This window comes from Pseudomonas sp. PvP028 (assembly GCF_017832255.1).
GTDB lineage: Bacteria > Pseudomonadota > Gammaproteobacteria > Pseudomonadales > Pseudomonadaceae > Aquipseudomonas > Aquipseudomonas syringae.
The window spans coordinates 3,714,195-3,729,896 of the sequence record NZ_JAFIBL010000001.1 but is presented as its reverse complement, the minus strand read 5'-3'; the positions used below and the strand labels follow the sequence as shown (position 1 = coordinate 3,729,896).

Annotated in this window: 10 protein-coding genes; 3 read left to right on the top strand and 7 right to left on the bottom strand. The window is 60.7% G+C overall.

What is annotated here, in order from left to right; all coding sequences use genetic code 11:
• Window positions 1-12: 12 nt before the first annotated feature.
• The 6 genes from JOE34_RS16580 to JOE34_RS16555 all read right to left on the bottom strand — a co-directional run bounded on the left by JOE34_RS16580 (window position 13) and on the right by JOE34_RS16555 (window position 10,180).
• On the bottom strand, window positions 13-1,722 hold the full coding sequence (locus tag JOE34_RS16580; protein ID WP_209996113.1) for a ShlB/FhaC/HecB family hemolysin secretion/activation protein: 1,710 nt from the start codon (window positions 1,720-1,722) through the stop codon (window positions 13-15).
• 602 nt (window positions 1,723-2,324) lie between these two features.
• A complete protein-coding gene (locus JOE34_RS16575; protein WP_004417368.1) occupies window positions 2,325-3,566 on the bottom strand; it encodes a M20/M25/M40 family metallo-hydrolase in 1,242 nt (413 codons plus the stop codon).
• A gap of 73 nt (window positions 3,567-3,639) precedes the next feature.
• Window positions 3,640-6,693 carry an efflux RND transporter permease subunit gene (locus JOE34_RS16570; protein WP_096137613.1) on the bottom strand — a complete coding sequence of 1,018 codons (3,054 nt, stop codon included), beginning with the start codon at window positions 6,691-6,693 and terminating at the stop codon, window positions 3,640-3,642.
• A complete protein-coding gene (locus JOE34_RS16565) occupies window positions 6,690-7,823 on the bottom strand; it encodes an efflux RND transporter periplasmic adaptor subunit (protein ID WP_209996103.1) in 1,134 nt (377 codons plus the stop codon). The genes JOE34_RS16570 and JOE34_RS16565 overlap by 4 nt, the downstream gene beginning before the upstream one ends.
• A 16-nt stretch (window positions 7,824-7,839) precedes the next feature.
• Complete coding sequence (locus JOE34_RS16560) at window positions 7,840-8,688, bottom strand: MipA/OmpV family protein (RefSeq protein WP_209996101.1); 849 nt, start codon at window positions 8,686-8,688, stop codon at window positions 7,840-7,842.
• A 19-nt stretch (window positions 8,689-8,707) separates the two neighbouring features.
• Entirely contained in the window at window positions 8,708-10,180 is a 1,473-nt protein-coding gene (locus tag JOE34_RS16555) for an efflux transporter outer membrane subunit (RefSeq protein WP_209996098.1), read from the bottom strand.
• A 98-nt stretch (window positions 10,181-10,278) separates the two neighbouring features.
• On the opposite strand from JOE34_RS16555, the gene JOE34_RS16550 reads away from it, so the two are divergent.
• Together JOE34_RS16550 and JOE34_RS16545 are read left to right on the top strand one after the other, a co-directional pair.
• Window positions 10,279-10,968, top strand: a complete 690-nt coding sequence (locus JOE34_RS16550; RefSeq protein ID WP_003411441.1) for a response regulator — start codon at window positions 10,279-10,281, stop codon at window positions 10,966-10,968.
• A gap of 5 nt (window positions 10,969-10,973) precedes the next feature.
• Window positions 10,974-12,149 carry an ATP-binding protein gene (locus tag JOE34_RS16545; RefSeq protein ID WP_096113655.1) on the top strand — a complete coding sequence of 392 codons (1,176 nt, stop codon included), beginning with the start codon at window positions 10,974-10,976 and terminating at the stop codon, window positions 12,147-12,149.
• A 23-nt stretch (window positions 12,150-12,172) separates the two neighbouring features.
• Here JOE34_RS16545 and JOE34_RS16540 read toward each other — a convergent pair whose 3' ends face one another.
• Entirely contained in the window at window positions 12,173-13,660 is a 1,488-nt protein-coding gene (locus JOE34_RS16540; RefSeq protein ID WP_010414730.1) for a SulP family inorganic anion transporter, read from the bottom strand.
• A gap of 427 nt (window positions 13,661-14,087) precedes the next feature.
• Between JOE34_RS16540 and mapR the strand changes: the two genes are divergently transcribed.
• Complete coding sequence (gene mapR / locus JOE34_RS16535; protein WP_209996095.1) at window positions 14,088-15,497, top strand: GntR family transcriptional regulator MpaR; 1,410 nt, start codon at window positions 14,088-14,090, stop codon at window positions 15,495-15,497.
• Window positions 15,498-15,702: the final 205 nt, after the last annotated feature.

Genomic DNA, 15,702 nt, shown 5'->3' with positions numbered 1-15,702 from the left:
AAAACGGCGCTATTAAAGAAAGAAGTCCATACGGAAATAGATCGGCGCTTCGCGCTCGATCACATCGGGACGTTCCAGGGAATGAGCGAACGTCACTGAGGCAGCAACGTGCTGGCCACGCGTAAACAGCTCGAACGAGTTACTGGACAAGCGCCCATGCTGATTGCCGTTGTAACGATCGTTGCGGATAACACCCTGGTCGTAACCGGCGGCCGCGCCATACTCGGCGAACACCGGGCGCAGCCAGTCCAGGGTGACCGGCCGAGTCAGGCGTAACTCGTTACGCCAGTAACCACCGCTGTCGCCAGACAGAAACTCATCCTTGTAACCACGCACCGATGCCGATCCGCCCAGGCTGGTGCGTTGCGAACTGAACAGCACATCCTCACTGCGCTGCCCGGTGGCCAGGCTGGTGAAGCTGAGGCTTTCGCCCCACAGTTGAAAGGGGTGCAGATAGCTGAGGGTGCCGGTGTATTTGCGATACCGCGCATCGGCCTCACCCAGGCGAGGATCGTGGTTGCCCTGCGCGTCCAGTGCACCGATGCCTTGCTGCATGCCCAGATCGATGTTGACGAACGCCGAGCCGACCCGCCGACCGTGGTTGATGCCGAACTGCGCCTCGGTGATGCGATTGCTGCTGACTGCCAGCTTGCTGCCTTCGACATAATTGTTGGTGCGCAGGTAGGACAGACCGGCATTGAGCGAGGTCTTGCTCAGCGCGTCGCGATACACGACCCGCTCGGCCTTGAACTGGTGGTTCTGGCTATCGCCGTCCTGCTTGAAGTTGACGCTCGAGGCCTGCGCCACCGAACGATATTCACTGGTGTTGTACAGGTAGCTGAACGTCCACCAGCCCCACGGCAGGCTGTAGGCAAGCGAGGCGTTGCGGGAGGCTTTCTGCCGATCGCTGATCGCATCGTGGCCGCCGCGCAGGCTGAACTGGTCGGCCAGCCCCGACGGATTATCCCACTCAAGGCCGGCGTTCCATTGCTGCTCGCCGGTGCTGCGCTGACCTTCGTTGGTACGCGACAGGTTGGCCCGCCATGGTTTTTGCGGAGTGTTCTTGACCACTACGTCACTGCCACCGACGGCCTTACCGGGGGTCAGCTCCATCTGCGCCTGATTGGACGGCAAACGATTGAGCTGATCGACCATCTGCTCGATTTCGCGCAGGTTGACCATCTGGCCTTCACTGCCGGGAAACGTCATGGCCAGCTCACGCTCCGACAGGCCGCTGGCGGCATCGCCACGCAGATGCTCCAGCTTGCCTTCGATGACCAGCACTTGCAGGTCGCCTGTCGACAGGTCCTGTTGCGGCAGGTAGGCGCGGGTCGTCACCAGGCCTTTTTCGAGGTAGTGATCAGTGATGACTTTAAGCAGCTCATTGAGCTGCGCAACACCAAGGCACTTGCCAATATAGGGCTTGGTCAACGCATCGCGCTCGGCGGCCGACAGCGAGTCGGCGCCCTTAAGCTCAATACGATCGATGGTGAAACAACGTGTATCGGCCGGGGAAGTCGGGGCAGCGGGCGTGGCTTGTTTGCCCGGCAGGTCCTTGAGCTCTTCAAGACGGCGGCGCTGCTCTTCGAGCAGGCGATCCTGACGGTCACGAATAAGATCCTGGTCACCTGGCAAACTGGCGGGAGCAGTGGCTGCAAGCGAGGTAGCTGGCGCGATGGCGAGCAGTAGCAGCAAAGCCAGTTTGAGGGCATGAGGATACACGGCTCTTCCTTGCGGTAGCATATTGATATCAAAAGGCGGGCAATATTAGAACGCCATCATAGTGGCGTCAAATGTTTGTATCGACCTTGTATCCGATTTGTTGAACTTTTTTTGAAGTTGATTTTTACAACACTGACCTTTAGCCAGCGCTCAAGGGTCATGTGCTTAATATTGATAGGGGACAGCGTATCTTTTCGACATAGCATTAAGGTCATAATTAAATATATGCAGAAATGCTGATCGGCTAGCACGCGAAAACCGGCTCGGCTCAAGGCCGCAGACACACTAATAAAATGACTATGGTCTAAGGAAGCAGGCGCAAGCATGCTGACCTTCCAGGGCTCTGGAGCCGAGACGACGGTCTTTTTTGCATGGCCAGGGTCTAAGACAGAGGCAGCAGGTTTCGATCAAACCCTGTGGTGTGGCGCATGAGCAAAACGGGATGAGTAATAACAGCTAGTTGTCGGACACCACTCGACAATTAGCCGCTATGCCAGAATCAGCGCCGCCTGCCGTTGAATGCAGTATCGGGTCTCTACAGCCTTTAAAAGCGAGTCATCGACTCTACAGCCTCCCGCGCCACGCACGGGAAGCCGGTCGAATCACTGTTGCCCGGACAACTTCATGATCATTCGCGACAGCAAGTAGATCCGCGGCGCCACGCTGCCCACTTCGGCATACTCTTCGGGTGTATGAATATTGCCGCCGACAATCCCGAAACCGTCCAGCGTCGGTGTACCCACGCTGGCAGACAGGCTTGAATCCGCCGCCCCGCCGCTGCCCTCGATGGTCAGGGTGCGACCCAGCTCACCGTAGATACCCTGCGCCATCGCGACCAATGCATCGGACTGCGCGGTCTGCGGCATCGGCGGCAGGCCACGGACCAGGCTGGTCTTGACCTCGGTATCAGGCACCAGCTTGTTGGCCGACACCTTGGCCAGATCCTGCTCGACGCGGTCAAACTCCTCCGGTACGGCAGCACGCACGTCGGCCTTGGCGCTGGCCTGATCGGGAATCACGTTGGTGCGATCCCCCGCCTTGAGCACGGTGAAGTTGATGGTGGTTTTCTTCTCCTCGTCACCCAGCTTGCCGAGTTGCAGGATCTGATGGGCAACTTCGGTCGCGGCGTTACGTCCCAGCTCAGGCGCAACGCCTGCATGCGAGGCCTTGCCTTTGACTTCGACCAGCGCGGTGGCCGAGCCTTTGCGCCACACCACCAGACCGTCGGCCGGACGCCCCGGCTCGAGGTTGAGGGTGACGTCATGCTCCTTCGCGGTTTTCTTGATTAGCTCGGTAGCGACGCCTGAGCCGGTCTCTTCGCTGGCGTCGAGCAACACCGTGATCTGCGCGTAGTCGGTGAACTTCAGATTGTGCAGCACCTTCAGCGCATAGATAGCCGCAACGATGCCGCCCTTGTCATCCATCACCCCTGGGCCGTAGGCACGCCCGTCCTTGATATGAAACGGTCGCTCGGCCGCAGAACCTTCCTTGAACACGGTGTCCATGTGCGCCATCAGCAGAATCTTCGCCTTGCCGGTGCCTTTCAGGGTGGCGATGACGTGGTTACTGGCCTCTGGCGTATTTGGAACGAGCTCGATGGTGGCTCCAAGCTTTTTCAGTTCTTCGATCGCGATGTCGCTGACCTTGGTCAGGCCCGGGACATACCCGGAACCCGAGTCGATGTTCACCAGACGCTCCAGCAGCTTCAAGGCTTCGTCCTTGTATTGCTCGGCATCGGCCTGGATGGCCTTGTGCGGTTCGGCCATGGCCGCCGGTGCCAGGGCTGTCAGCGCAAGCGCCAGGGCGAGATGAGCAGCCAGTGGCGAGCGGGTAAATGAGCGCATGTGTTTCATCCTTGTGTTCGATCATCGAGGTTTTTTCAGGACCATACCCTACACACGTACCGGCCGTCATGGTTCAGCTCGCCTTGCGCCAGCGCTCGAAGCGGTCAAACAGCAGCGCATAGAGGATCGGAATCAGGCCCAGTGTCACCAGCGTACCCAACGCCAGGCCACCCATGATGGTGATCGCCATGCCCTCCCAGAGCGGACCGGCAAACAGCATCAGCGGCACCAGCCCGATGATGCAGGTCAGCTTGGTCATCACGATCGGCCGCAAGCGCTTGATCGCGGCATGGACGACTGCGTCACGCACCGCCAGGCCTTGCTCGCGCTCAACCTCGATACGTTCGAGCAGCAGCACGGCGTTGTTGACGATGATGCCGGCCAGCGACAGCAGCCCGAAGGTGGCCATGAAGCCGAACGGATAGCCGGTGAGCACCAATGCCAGCGCCACACCGATCAGCACGAAGGGTACGCTGGAGATGACGATCAGCAGCTTGCGGAACGAATTGAACTGCCAGACGAACAACAACAGCATCGCGACCAGTGCGTGTGGCATGTACTGCAACAGCGCCTGATTGGCCTCGGCCGAGTCTTCTATTTCGCCACCCGGTTCGATGTGGTAACCCGCCGGCAGGCTGATTGCAGCTATCTGCGGTGCCAACTGCTCGACGATCGAGGTCGCTGTCATTGACGGATTGTGTCCGACCACCGTGATCGCGCGTTGCAGATTACGCCGCTGGATGGTCGATGCCTCCGCCCTGGGCTCGACAGTGGCAATGGCCGACAACATCAACGGCGCACCCCCGGAAGCCGGGTAAATCAATGTGCTGTCCAGATCATTGCCCGGTTTGCTCAGCGTGCTCTGCTCGCGCGCCACAATCGCGACAGCAGTATCGCCATCCTGCAGCGACGACACGGACAGCCCGCTGTTTCTCAGTTGCAGGGCCTGGGCGATGTCCTGAGTGGCGACACCGGCCTGCAGGGCCTTGTACGGATCGACGACAACGTTGTAACGCAGCAATCGGGTCCGCCAGTCATCGTGCACGTCTAGGGTTCCAGGCAACGCCGACAACGCCTGCTCGATCTGTCGGGCAATACCGCGCAACACTTCCTCATCAGGACCGATGACCCGGTAGACCGCAATCCCCGCCTCGGTGGTGCCCATCGAGAATCGTTTGGGCTGCGCTTCGATTTCGGGGTGCTGCGCGAGGATAAACTGCCGTGTGCGCTCGATCACCGCATCAAGGTCGGCACCCTCGCGCACGCTGACAGTGAAATACGCGATATTCGGCGCCGGCAACGGGGGATTGAGGCCAAGCACGATCCGCGGCCCGCCACTGGCGACATAACCAATACTGTGTTCCACATCCTGATCGCTGCTCAGCCACTGGCTGATATCACGCACCGCTCGCGACGTGTCTCGCGAGCTGCTGCCGGGCTCCAGCACCAGCGGAATCTGGAACTGCATGCGGTCTGACTTCGGCAGAAAATCGTACGGCACCCGGGTCAGCACCACGACCGCCAACGCCAGCAACCCCATCATGCAGGCAATGAAGAGCAGCGAGTGATTCAGCAACCCCTCGATGACCTTGCGATAGCCGCGGTAGAACACCGAGGCATACTCATCGGCCTCCTCCGCTGACGCTTTGACGGCCGGCACTCTGGCGAAGTAAAAGCACAACAGGGGCGTCACCGTGACGCTGAGCAACCACGAGCTGATCAGCGTCGTGGCGAGCACAGCCGCCAGCGAACGCAGGTATTCGTTGGTGCTGGTCTGCCCTAGAAAGAAGGGCGAAAACGCCAGCACGATGACCAGTGAAGAGGTCAGCAGAGGGATCATCAAGGTGCGCCCTGCCTCCTCACAGGCACTTCGTCGATCCTCGCCCGCATGCAGGCGTCGCTCGATGTCTTCGGCAATGACAATGCCGTTGTCCACCAGCAAGCCCAGCGCCAGGATGATCGCGGCAATCGACACCGTCTGCAGCTCGATCCCCAGTGCGCGCATGACCAGCAGCGTACTGAGGATGGTCAAGGGCACAATCACCCCAACCACCAGGCCGGTGCGCCAGCCCAGAAACAGCATGACCACGCACATCACGATCACCACCGTCTCGGCCATGACGTGATACATCTTGCTCATCTCGTGCTCGACCACGCTGGACTGGAAGGTCACCACGTGCAAGGTAAAGCCCGTCGGAAGTTGCTGCTCCAGCTCACCGAGTCGCTTGCGCAAGGCATCACCGAAGGTTTGCACATTGAGGCCTGGCTGCATCGAAACGGCCAGTACCACAGCATCCTGTCCCTGGTAGATCGCTTCGGTTTCCGGCGGATCGACAGGGCTCACCGACACCCTGCTCAGGTTCTGCAACGCGACCTTCTGACCATTGGGCAACTGCACCGGGAACTGCCGAAGCTGCTCCAGCGAAAGCACCTCGCCACTGATCGAAAGCGTGGTGCTCTGCTGGCCGATGACCGGGTTGCCTCCTGTCGCGATCAGGTTGCGGGCTTGCAGTTGCTGAAGCAGCTGTTGCGGGGAAAGTCCGGCGGCGGCCAGCGTCTGGTGCTCGACATCGAGGTAGATGCGCTCATCCTGCAGGCCATACAGCTGCACCTGGTCGACGCCCTTGAGCGTATAAAGCTGATTGCGCAAACGTTTGATCGGGCCGCGTATCTCGCTCATGGTGAAACCCGGTGCGGTCAGCGCGACAGAAGCCACGGCGACGCGACCGAAATCATCATCGACAAACGGCCCTTGGGTGCCAGGCGGAAAACCACCGCTCGTTTCGCTCACCTTCGCCCGGAGCCGTTGCCACAGCAGCCCAAGATCCTTGACGTTGTCATACGCTGTGACCTGCACGATCACTCGGCCAGGCTGGACCGTAGTGAGCACGTTCTTGATCTCGGCCAGTTCACGGATACGCTCTTCGAGCGGCCTAGCGAGCAATTCCTCGCTGCGCTCTGCGGACAGCCCGTCCAGAGACACGCTGACCAGTGCGTCGCGAACAGTCACCGACGGCTCTTCCTGAGAAGGAAAGCCCAAAAAAGTCGCGACACCGGCCAGCAAAATCAGCAAGGCAGCAAACAGGGTCAGGCGGCTTGCGCCCATGGCGCGGGAGGTAAGATTCATTGCGCATCACCGGTCAGGCGAGTGTCTGAATGAAACAGCGTGACGGGCTGACCGTCCTGCAGAAAAGCAGCGCCGGCAGTGACCACCTGTTCACCTGCGACCAGCCCGCTGACCACCACTGCCCGGCCCTCTCTGACTGTACCCAGCGTGACGGAGCGGACGGCGACTGTTCCTCCCGGCTGGTGGACGAAGACTTCGGCAACGTGGCTGCTGGTCCCCATCCATAATGCTTGCACCGGAACTGACAGCGACTGTGCGTCGGCAGCGGGATGCATTTGCACAAGCAGCGTGACGCCACTGGGCAGCCTGCCGGCAGGCCGCAGCACTCGGAACACGGCCGTTCTGACCAGCCCGTCATCGGCTCGGGGCGAAATGCCTTCCAGGGCGAGATCAAACCCTACCGTACCGTCTGCGCTGCTGGAGGCGCTGGCGAGGTCGCCCGGCTCAAGCGAATCGGCAAGTGCCAACGGAACAGCCGCCACCACTTGTTGCTCTGCGGCGGACTCGATATCCAGCAGCACCTGCCCGGCGGGCAACAAGCTCTGCGGTTGTGCATGACGGGCCACCACGCGCCCGGCAAAGGGTGCGATCAAGCGGGTGCGATCCAGTTCGCGACGGGCCAGGTCCAGCTCGGCTTGCGTGCGGATCAGCTCGGCGCTGGCTTGTTCACTGGACGACTGGGCCGACTCGACCACGCTCTGGGCGACACTGCCCGCTGCGAGCAGGTTTTGCTGACGCTGGTAGTTACGCTGGCGCTCCAGCGCCTGAGCCCGAGCCAGCCGCAAAGCGGCCTGCGCCTCCTGCAGACGCAATTGCGCAGGCTGCGGATCAAGGCGGGCGAGCACCTGGCCCTGCTTGACGCTATCGCCAATGTCGACCCGCAGCTCTGTCAGGGTGCCTGCCGATTCAAACGCCAGACTGGCGCGCTCCTGCTGTCGAACGGTGCCGATGAAGCGCAGCGCAGCGCCCTCTCCCGCCCGCACCGTCTCAACCTTGACTGCCCGGACAGGCGGAGCACTGGCCGTCTGTTTATCACCGCAGCCACCGATCATCAGGGTGATCAGCACGACGCCGCAAGCGCGTGACACACGCCTCCGTAGAGCCAGAAACGCATCAGGATTCAATCGCATGGCAGGCTTCAACCCTTCAGAAAGCGTAATTCAAGGCAATCAGGCCACTGCCTTCGGCATCGGTCTCGACCAGCGGGCTGCCACGGGTCTGGTCGGTGTAATGCGTCACCCCGAGGCTGGCGACGGTTGACCAGTGGGCGTCGAAGGTATGCTGCCAGGCGAGCGCCGCCGAGTACGCGTAAATGCCGCTGTCTGCGTTGAAACGGGAGAAGCCGGTGCGCTGACTCTGGATCGGGCTCACGCCGAAATAGGTCTGGTTGTAACGGCCGTCCCCGGCGTGCGCATCGATGTCGAGGGTCACCGTATCGGACTGGCTGTGGTAAGCGATGCCCTCGAAACCCAAACGGTAGCGATTGCCACGTTGTTCACCAGCCACCCGCAGTTCGGCCTCGGCACTGACGGACAGCCACGGCATGAGTTGCTGAGAAACCATGAAGTCGCCAACGGTCGCGCCCTTGACGGTGCCCATCCCTCTCAGCTCGTTGGAACCAGGCCGATTCGTGCTGTTTTTCTCGGTCCGACCGAAATCGTAATTGAGTGCAGCGCTGGCGCCGAAGCCGGAATCCGACTGCCATTGCAGCCCCAGACCGCGCGTGGTGTCGGCGAAGAAAATGCCGCGCTGGACCGTCAGCATGGGCACCACCTGACTGCGGTATTCATCGGCCCCCATGTAGCGCGGCAGCACGGCCATGCCGAGCCCGAAATTGACGTTGAACCGGTCACCCAGCATCGACTGGCTTTCAGCGGTGCTGTCCTGGGCACAGGCATGACCGGCCAGGGTCATGGCCGCAGAGGTGATCAATACGGTCAGCACAGGTTTAAGCAGCGCAGACCGCAGGTGAGTACGAGAGATTGCAGGGCTCATGGGGATACTCCGGTTTCATTCAGGATTGGGGTGGGGTTATCGGTTCTGCTCCGCGCAGTACTCGAAACAGATCGATACGGTTTTGCTGCAGCGCGTCGAGAGACTTGCGAGCGGCTGCGTCGGCTTCGGCAATACGGAGAGTGGAAACCAGCAATGCAGTACGCTCGACCGCGCCCGCATTAAGCTCAAAGGACAGGCGCCGCACTTTTTCCTGGACCAGCGCAACCCGCTCGACCTCGTTGCGGACATGGTTCAGGGCCTGCTGACGGCGGGTCAGCACAGCGGACATTTCACGGAAGGCGTTCTGCACGGCCTTTTCATACTCAGCCACCGCGATCTGCTGACGCACCTTGGCAAGATCCAGGTTGGCCTGATTACGCCCGCCGTCGAACAGCGGCAGATTCAATTGCGGGGTGAACAGCCAGGCACCGCTGCCGTTGCTGAACAAGGTGCGCAGGCTGTCGCTCTGCAAGCCCACGCCGGTACTGAGTTTTATCGACGGAAAGAACGCCGCACGGGCAGCACCGATGTTGGCATTGCTGGCCTTGAGGGCTTCTTCGCGCTGACGGATGTCGAAACGCTCAAGCAGACGCTGGGACGGCAAATTCGACAGCCAAGGCGGCGTCTCGACCAGCGCGGCGGTCAGCGCAGGAGTGTCTGGCGTGCTGAGGGGCAACGCTGTCGAATAGCCGGTGAGCAACAACAAGGCCTGCGACGCGTTGGCGTGATCGCTTGCCGCATCCTGTACCTGCTGTTGCGCAGTCAGGGTGTCTAGGCGCTGTGCCATCAGATCGTCCAGCGAAAGCGCGCCTTGACGCTGCTGCTCTTCGGCCGCCTTGACCAGCATCAGCCGGGCCTCGTGAACCGCCTGCGCATCCTGCTGCACGGCAGCCGTCAGACGCTCGGCCAGCCAGGCGCGGGCGACTTCCGCAATCAGCGCACTGCGTGCCGCCTGCTGGCCGTAGGTGCTGGCCAGATAATCGTGCCGCGCCGCCTCCGACAGGCTGCGCACGCGCCCGAAGAAATCCAGTTCGAAGTCAGAGACGCCCACCGACTCTATGGAAATGTCCTGACCATAACGCTCGTCGGCGGCCGCATTATCGAAGTGCTGACGATCGCGCTCGACACCTGCGGCAAGGGTCGGAAAGCGATCGGCACGGGTAATGCCGCGCATTGCCCTGGCCTCCTCCACACGCAGCACCGCCACACGAAAATCGCGATTGAACGCCAGCGCCGATTGCAGCAGACCGCGCAGCTCGCCCTTCGGCGATAACTCGCCAGCCAGCGCTTCTTCGTCGGCGCTGAGCACCAATGCGGTTGAGGTATTCGGAGCCGCGACCACAGCAGACACCTGATCGACAGGGACCGGCAACGCCGGACGCTGATAGGCCGGTATCAACGAGCAGCCCGAAAGAACCAGGCTCGCCAGCATGGCCAGGCAATACCGGCGGCGGTTGCGGATACGCTTGGACAGCGGTGTACTCATCGGCATAGGATCTGTCCGCGACAGTGGGCTCTGGGCAGCATCCTGAACGTCGACTTTCAACAAACCGTTCGTGAATTATCAAGATTTGATCAAGAGGCGCTCTCGTGTCAGGAAAACGCATTCTTATCGTTGAAGACGACGCCGACAGTGCCAGCATTCTCGAGGCTTACCTGCGTCGTGACGGTTTCAACGTCGGGCTGGCCGAAAACGGTCAGCGCGGTATCGATATGCACCGTCAGTGGAAACCCGACCTGATTCTGCTGGACGTCATGCTGCCGCTTGTCAGTGGCACGGACGTGCTGTCGGCCGTCCGGCGCTGCAGCGACACGCCGGTGATCATGGTCACCGCCATGGGCGACGAACCGGAAAAACTCGGTGCCTTGCGCTATGGGGCCGACGATTACGTGGTCAAGCCCTACAACCCGCGGGAAGTGGTGGCCCGCGTGCATGCGGTTCTGCGGCGCTCCCAGCAGAACGGCAACAACGAGCGTCATTTGCGCTACCAGAACCTGCTGGTGGAGCTGGACGCCGTCACCGCGATCATTGAAGGTCAGGATGGCGCAGAGACCGTGCTCGACCTGACACCTACCGAGTTCAAGATCCTCTCAACGCTGCTGAAAACGCCGTCCAAGGCTTTCACTCGCGAAGAGCTGCTGGAAATCTGCCTTCCCGACAGCGAGGCGCTGGCCAGGGTTGTCGATGCGCATGTGCATAACCTGCGGCGCAAACTGGAGATCCATGGCGTGGACAACGTGCTGGTCACCGTCCGTTCGGTTGGCTATCGGTTCAGGTGATCCTCATGCGACATTTTTTCAGGCACAGACAAAAACCGTTGTGGCACTGGGTCGGCATGCGCATGAGCATGCTCGCCGTCGGTGCGGTCATCGTCATCGCGTTTTGCATGTGGCTGCACGTCACGGTCTCTGACTGGCTCACTCTGCAGGCCATGCCGGCCGACGTGCGCATGGAGTTCCTGCGGCTGCAGGCCGAGCCCACCCTGGACATGGTCAAGCTACGCGAACTGTTCTTCGAGTATTACCCGATCGAAAACCTGCTGCCGGGCATTGCCAACAAGGAATGGTGGGTGCTGGCAGCACTGGTATTGGTGGCGATCCCGATCATCCTATTCTTCGGCTTTCTGTTTTCCCGCCCGCTTTCCAGCCAGTTCTCTTCGATTGCCAGAGGCGCACGTCAAGTCGCCCAGGGCGACTTCAAGACACGCCTGCCGATGAGCACCAACGGCCCGGACGAATTGCAGGCGCTGGTCAGCGACTTCAATACCATGACCACCCAGCTCGGCCGTTACGAACTGGAAGTCAGCGAATCCAGCGCCATGATTGCCCATGAGTTGCGCACGCCACTGAATGCCGCCATGGGACGCATACAAGGCATGATCGACGAAGTGTTCCCGCGTGACCTGGCACAACTGGAAATGGTCCATCGCCAGCTCGGCCAGTTGAACAAACTGGTGAGTGATCTGCACCTGCTCTCGCTCGCCAGCGCGGGTCAGCTGACCCTGGACAAGACGGAGTTTTCCCTTGAGAAACTGGTGGTCGAACGTCTGAGCTGGTTTGCCACGCCGCTCGATGAGGCAGGTGTCGTCGTGACGATCGATATCCCGCGGAAATTGACCGTCAACGCCGACCGTGACCGAATCGGCCAGGTGGTGAATATTCTCGTCGATAACGCGCTGCGCTATTCGGCGATGGGCGGCGAGCTGCTGATTGTCGGCAAAGCCAGCGCAGGGCGCATGGAACTGACCGTCTCGGACCGCGGCCCCGGCTTTGACTCGGAGAACCTCGAACAGGTATTCGACCGCTTCTGGCGTGCCGAACGTTCACGGGCGCGTTATTCGGGAGGCAGCGGCCTTGGCCTGTCGATCGCCAGAGCCATTTGCCTCGAGCATGACGGCACTATCGAGGTCCGCAACAGGCCAGGCGGAGGATCCGTCATCCGCCTGGAGATTCCGGGCTGAGCCTGCCTGCCCGGCCCCGCAGATCAGTGCCCCATCAACGAGTCGATGCCGTCCGGCTTGTCATGCACACCAAACCGGTCCACCAGCGTAGCGGTGGCCCGGTTCATGCCGATAACGTCGACGCTGATGCCTGCCTTTCTCAGTTTCAAAACCACCTTGTCCAGTGCGGCCACAGCGGTGATGTCCCAGAAGTGCGCCTCGCGCAGATCGATGACCAGTGTCTCAAGGCTTTCGCGCAGGTCGAATGAGTCCATGAAACGGTCAGCGGAGGCGAAGAATACCTGGCCGGTCACGTAGTAGGTGCGATGGCTGTGGAAGGGATCACGATGCGACGTGACGTCAAGGAAGTGAGCGATCTTGCTGGCAAAGAACATCGAGGCAAGCAGAGAACCGACCAGCACACCGTAGGCAAGGTTGTGGGTCGCCACGACCACCACCACGGTGACCACCATCACGATGTTGGTCGAGAGCGGGTATTCCTTGAGGTTGCGGATCGATCCCCAACTGAAGGTGCTGATCGACACCATGATCATCACCGCCACCAGCGCCGCCATTGGGATACGCGCCAGCCATTCGCCCAGAAACAGCATCATGATCAACAGCAGCACACCTGCGCTGAGGGTTGAAAGACGTGTTCTGCCGCCAGACTTCACGTTGATCATCGACTGGCCGATCATGGCACAGCCGGCCATGCCCCCGATCAGTCCCGTGGCGATATTGGCAATGCCCTGCCCTTTGCACTCACGGTTTTTGTCACTGGAGGTATCGGTCAGGTCATCGACGATGGTCGCGGTCATCATCGACTCCAGCAGGCCCACCACGGCCAGCGCGGCGGAATACGGCAGAATGATCAGCAGGGTGTCGAGATTGAGCGCGACGTCCGGCCACATGAAGGTCGGCAGGCTGTCGGGCATTGCGCCCATGTCACCCACGGTTCGTACGTCAAGCCCCATGTAAATGGACATTGCGGTGAGCACCAGAATGCACACCAGCGGCGAAGGCAGCAGCTTGCCCAGCACCGGCACACGCGGGAACAGGTAGATGATTGCCAGGCCCGCTGCGGTCATCGCGTAAACCGGCCAGGTCACATGGGTCAATTCCGGCAACTGGGCCATGAAGATGAGAATCGCCAGTGCATTCACGAACCCGGTAACCACCGAGCGTGAAACGAAGCGCATCAACTCGCCCAGGCGAAGATAGCCGGCGATGATCTGCAGTACGCCGCAGAGCAAGGTGGCGGCCAGCAAATACTGAAGCCCGTGCTCTTTGACCAGATTCACCATCAGCAAGGCCATCGCACCGGTGGCCGCAGAAATCATCGCCGGGCGCCCGCCCACGAAAGCGATGACCACGCAGATACAGAACGACGCGTAAAGCCCGACTTTCGGGTCTACCCCGGTAATGATGGAGAACGCGATGGCCTCTGGAATCAGGGCCAATGCAACCACCAGCCCGGCCAATACATCGGCACGAACGTTGGAAAACCACGCAGCTTTGATTTTTTCTAACATGGGAATACCTGTGACAGACGCAGCAAGACGCACGGCAGCGATTGCCGGGCGAGCAGGAGCATCGGTTTTCGATTAAGTAATCAGAGTGGGAGTGGCGGCGACCAAAAAACGGGCGCAGCAACGGGCGACTGCAGCAAGAAGGCAGTCAGGTGTTGCGAGGGGGGCGTAGCGCTAAGGCGGCGTAGGCAGCCAGTTGGAACGGTACACGTCTATTTCCTTCGATGGGTCGTAAGGCGCTGGCATCATAGACCTATCCGTTTGAGGGGTTCAAGCGCAAGCCATCTCCCCAAACGACCTGAGTGACGGGTGGCGCAACACTCTGCAACACCTGCAAAAGCCATCTGATACTGTTTTTTACAACCGTTTTGTCTCTGTTCGTCAGGGTCGGTTTCGCTCATGATGCAGCCTTGTCGATTCGATGCCGCTTATGAAACGCTACGAAAAATTCGCCGCCGACATCTCGGAAATGATTCGCAGCGGCGTCCTGCCCGCCGGGGAAAAAGTCCCGTCCGTACGGGTCGCGAGTCGCACCTGGTCCGTCAGCCCGGCAACGGTCTTCAAGGCCTATTACCTGCTGGAAGACAAGGGACTGATTCAGGCCCGCGCACGCTCCGGGTATTACGTGCGCGAGCATGCCGCCAATGCACTGACCGAGCCTGAACTGATCAGACACACCAGCGAAGGCACCGAACTGGGCGTCAGCGACCTGATCTTTTCAGTGCTCGGCTCGCTCAAGGACCCGGACACCGTGCCGTTCGGCTCGGCGTTTCCCAGCCCGCACCTGTATCCGCTGGCGAGCCTGGCAAAGTCGATGGCGTCAGCGGTGCGTGCGCTGACGCCTGCGGGCATCGTCAGCGACATGACCACCGGGAATCCCGAACTGCGCCGACAGATCGCCCTGCGCTACATGATCAGTGGCGTGCGCTTGCCGGCTGACGAACTGGTCATCACCAATGGCGCGATGGAAGCCCTGAACCTGTGCCTGCAGTGCGTCACCGAGCCCGGCGACCTGGTCGCCATCGAAGCCCCGGCGTTCTATGCCTGCCTTCAAGTGCTGGAGCGTCTGAAGCTGAAAGCCGTCGAAATCCCCGTGCATCCGCGTGACGGCGTGGACCTCGACTCGCTGCAGGACAGCCTGACACGCCTGCCGATAAAGGCTTGCTGGTTCATGAGCAGCTTTCAGAACCCATTGGGCGCGAGCATGACTCAGGAAAACAGGATCAGGCTCTACGACCTGCTGGAACAGCATCAAATCCCGTTGATCGAGGACGATGTGTACGCCGAACTGTATTACGGCGCCAAGGCGCCTCACCCGTTGAAAAGCCTGGATCGCAGCGGACTGGTGATGCACTGCAGCTCGTTTTCCAAGACCCTCGCGCCCGGCTATCGGGTCGGCTGGGTGGCAGGCGGACGTTACACCGAGCAGATTGACCGCCTCAAGCTCATGACCACCCTCTCCCCTTCGGTCCCCGCCCAGGCCGCGCTCGCCGACTACCTCAAGCATGGCGGCTATGACCGCCATCTGCGTAAACTGCGTGACACTCTCGAACTGCAACAAGGCGCGATGCTCGCCGCTGCCGCCCGCTATTTCCCGGCGGCGACACGCGTCACCCGCCCCGTCGGCGGCTACTTTCTGTGGTTCGAATTCCCCGAGCAGGTTGATTCGCTGCAGCTCTTTCAACTCGCGCTAGCGCAAGGCATCAGCCTCGCACCCGGCCCGATCTTTTCCGCGTCACGGCGCTTCAAGAATTGCGCGCGCCTCAACTACGGCACGCCCTGGGACGAACGCAGCGAGCAGGCCATGGCGATGCTGGGGCGTATCCTCGCGTCGTTCTGAGCGTTTTCATGCCTTGCATAAAGGCAACTGATCCGTATTTTTAAGCCGTTTCTGAATCTGTACCAGAATCTGTATGAGCACGATAATGGCAGCGCTTTCAAACGCGCAGGCCAACCGCCAGAAGCGATACCTGCGGCTCGTTACAGACAGATCGATCAGCAGGAGACGCTCATGGGCAAGCTCGGACTTTCTTTGATAGGTTTTT

Bases quoted from the DNA above. Each gene is read 5' to 3' on its own strand.
- JOE34_RS16575 (WP_004417368.1), bottom strand. From the start codon at position 3,566: ATGCGCTCATTTACCCGCTCGCCACTGGCTGCTCATCTCGCCCTGGCG.
- JOE34_RS16570 (WP_096137613.1), bottom strand. From the start codon at position 6,693: ATGAATCTTACCTCCCGCGCCATGGGCGCAAGCCGCCTGACCCTGTTT.
- JOE34_RS16565 (WP_209996103.1), bottom strand. From the start codon at position 7,823: ATGCGATTGAATCCTGATGCGTTTCTGGCTCTACGGAGGCGTGTGTCA.
- JOE34_RS16560 (WP_209996101.1), bottom strand. From the start codon at position 8,688: ATGAGCCCTGCAATCTCTCGTACTCACCTGCGGTCTGCGCTGCTTAAA.
- JOE34_RS16555 (WP_209996098.1), bottom strand. From the start codon at position 10,180: ATGCCGATGAGTACACCGCTGTCCAAGCGTATCCGCAACCGCCGCCGG.
- JOE34_RS16545 (WP_096113655.1), top strand. From the start codon at position 10,974: ATGCGACATTTTTTCAGGCACAGACAAAAACCGTTGTGGCACTGGGTC.
- JOE34_RS16540 (WP_010414730.1), bottom strand. From the start codon at position 13,660: ATGTTAGAAAAAATCAAAGCTGCGTGGTTTTCCAACGTTCGTGCCGAT.
- mapR (WP_209996095.1), top strand. From the start codon at position 14,088: ATGAAACGCTACGAAAAATTCGCCGCCGACATCTCGGAAATGATTCGC.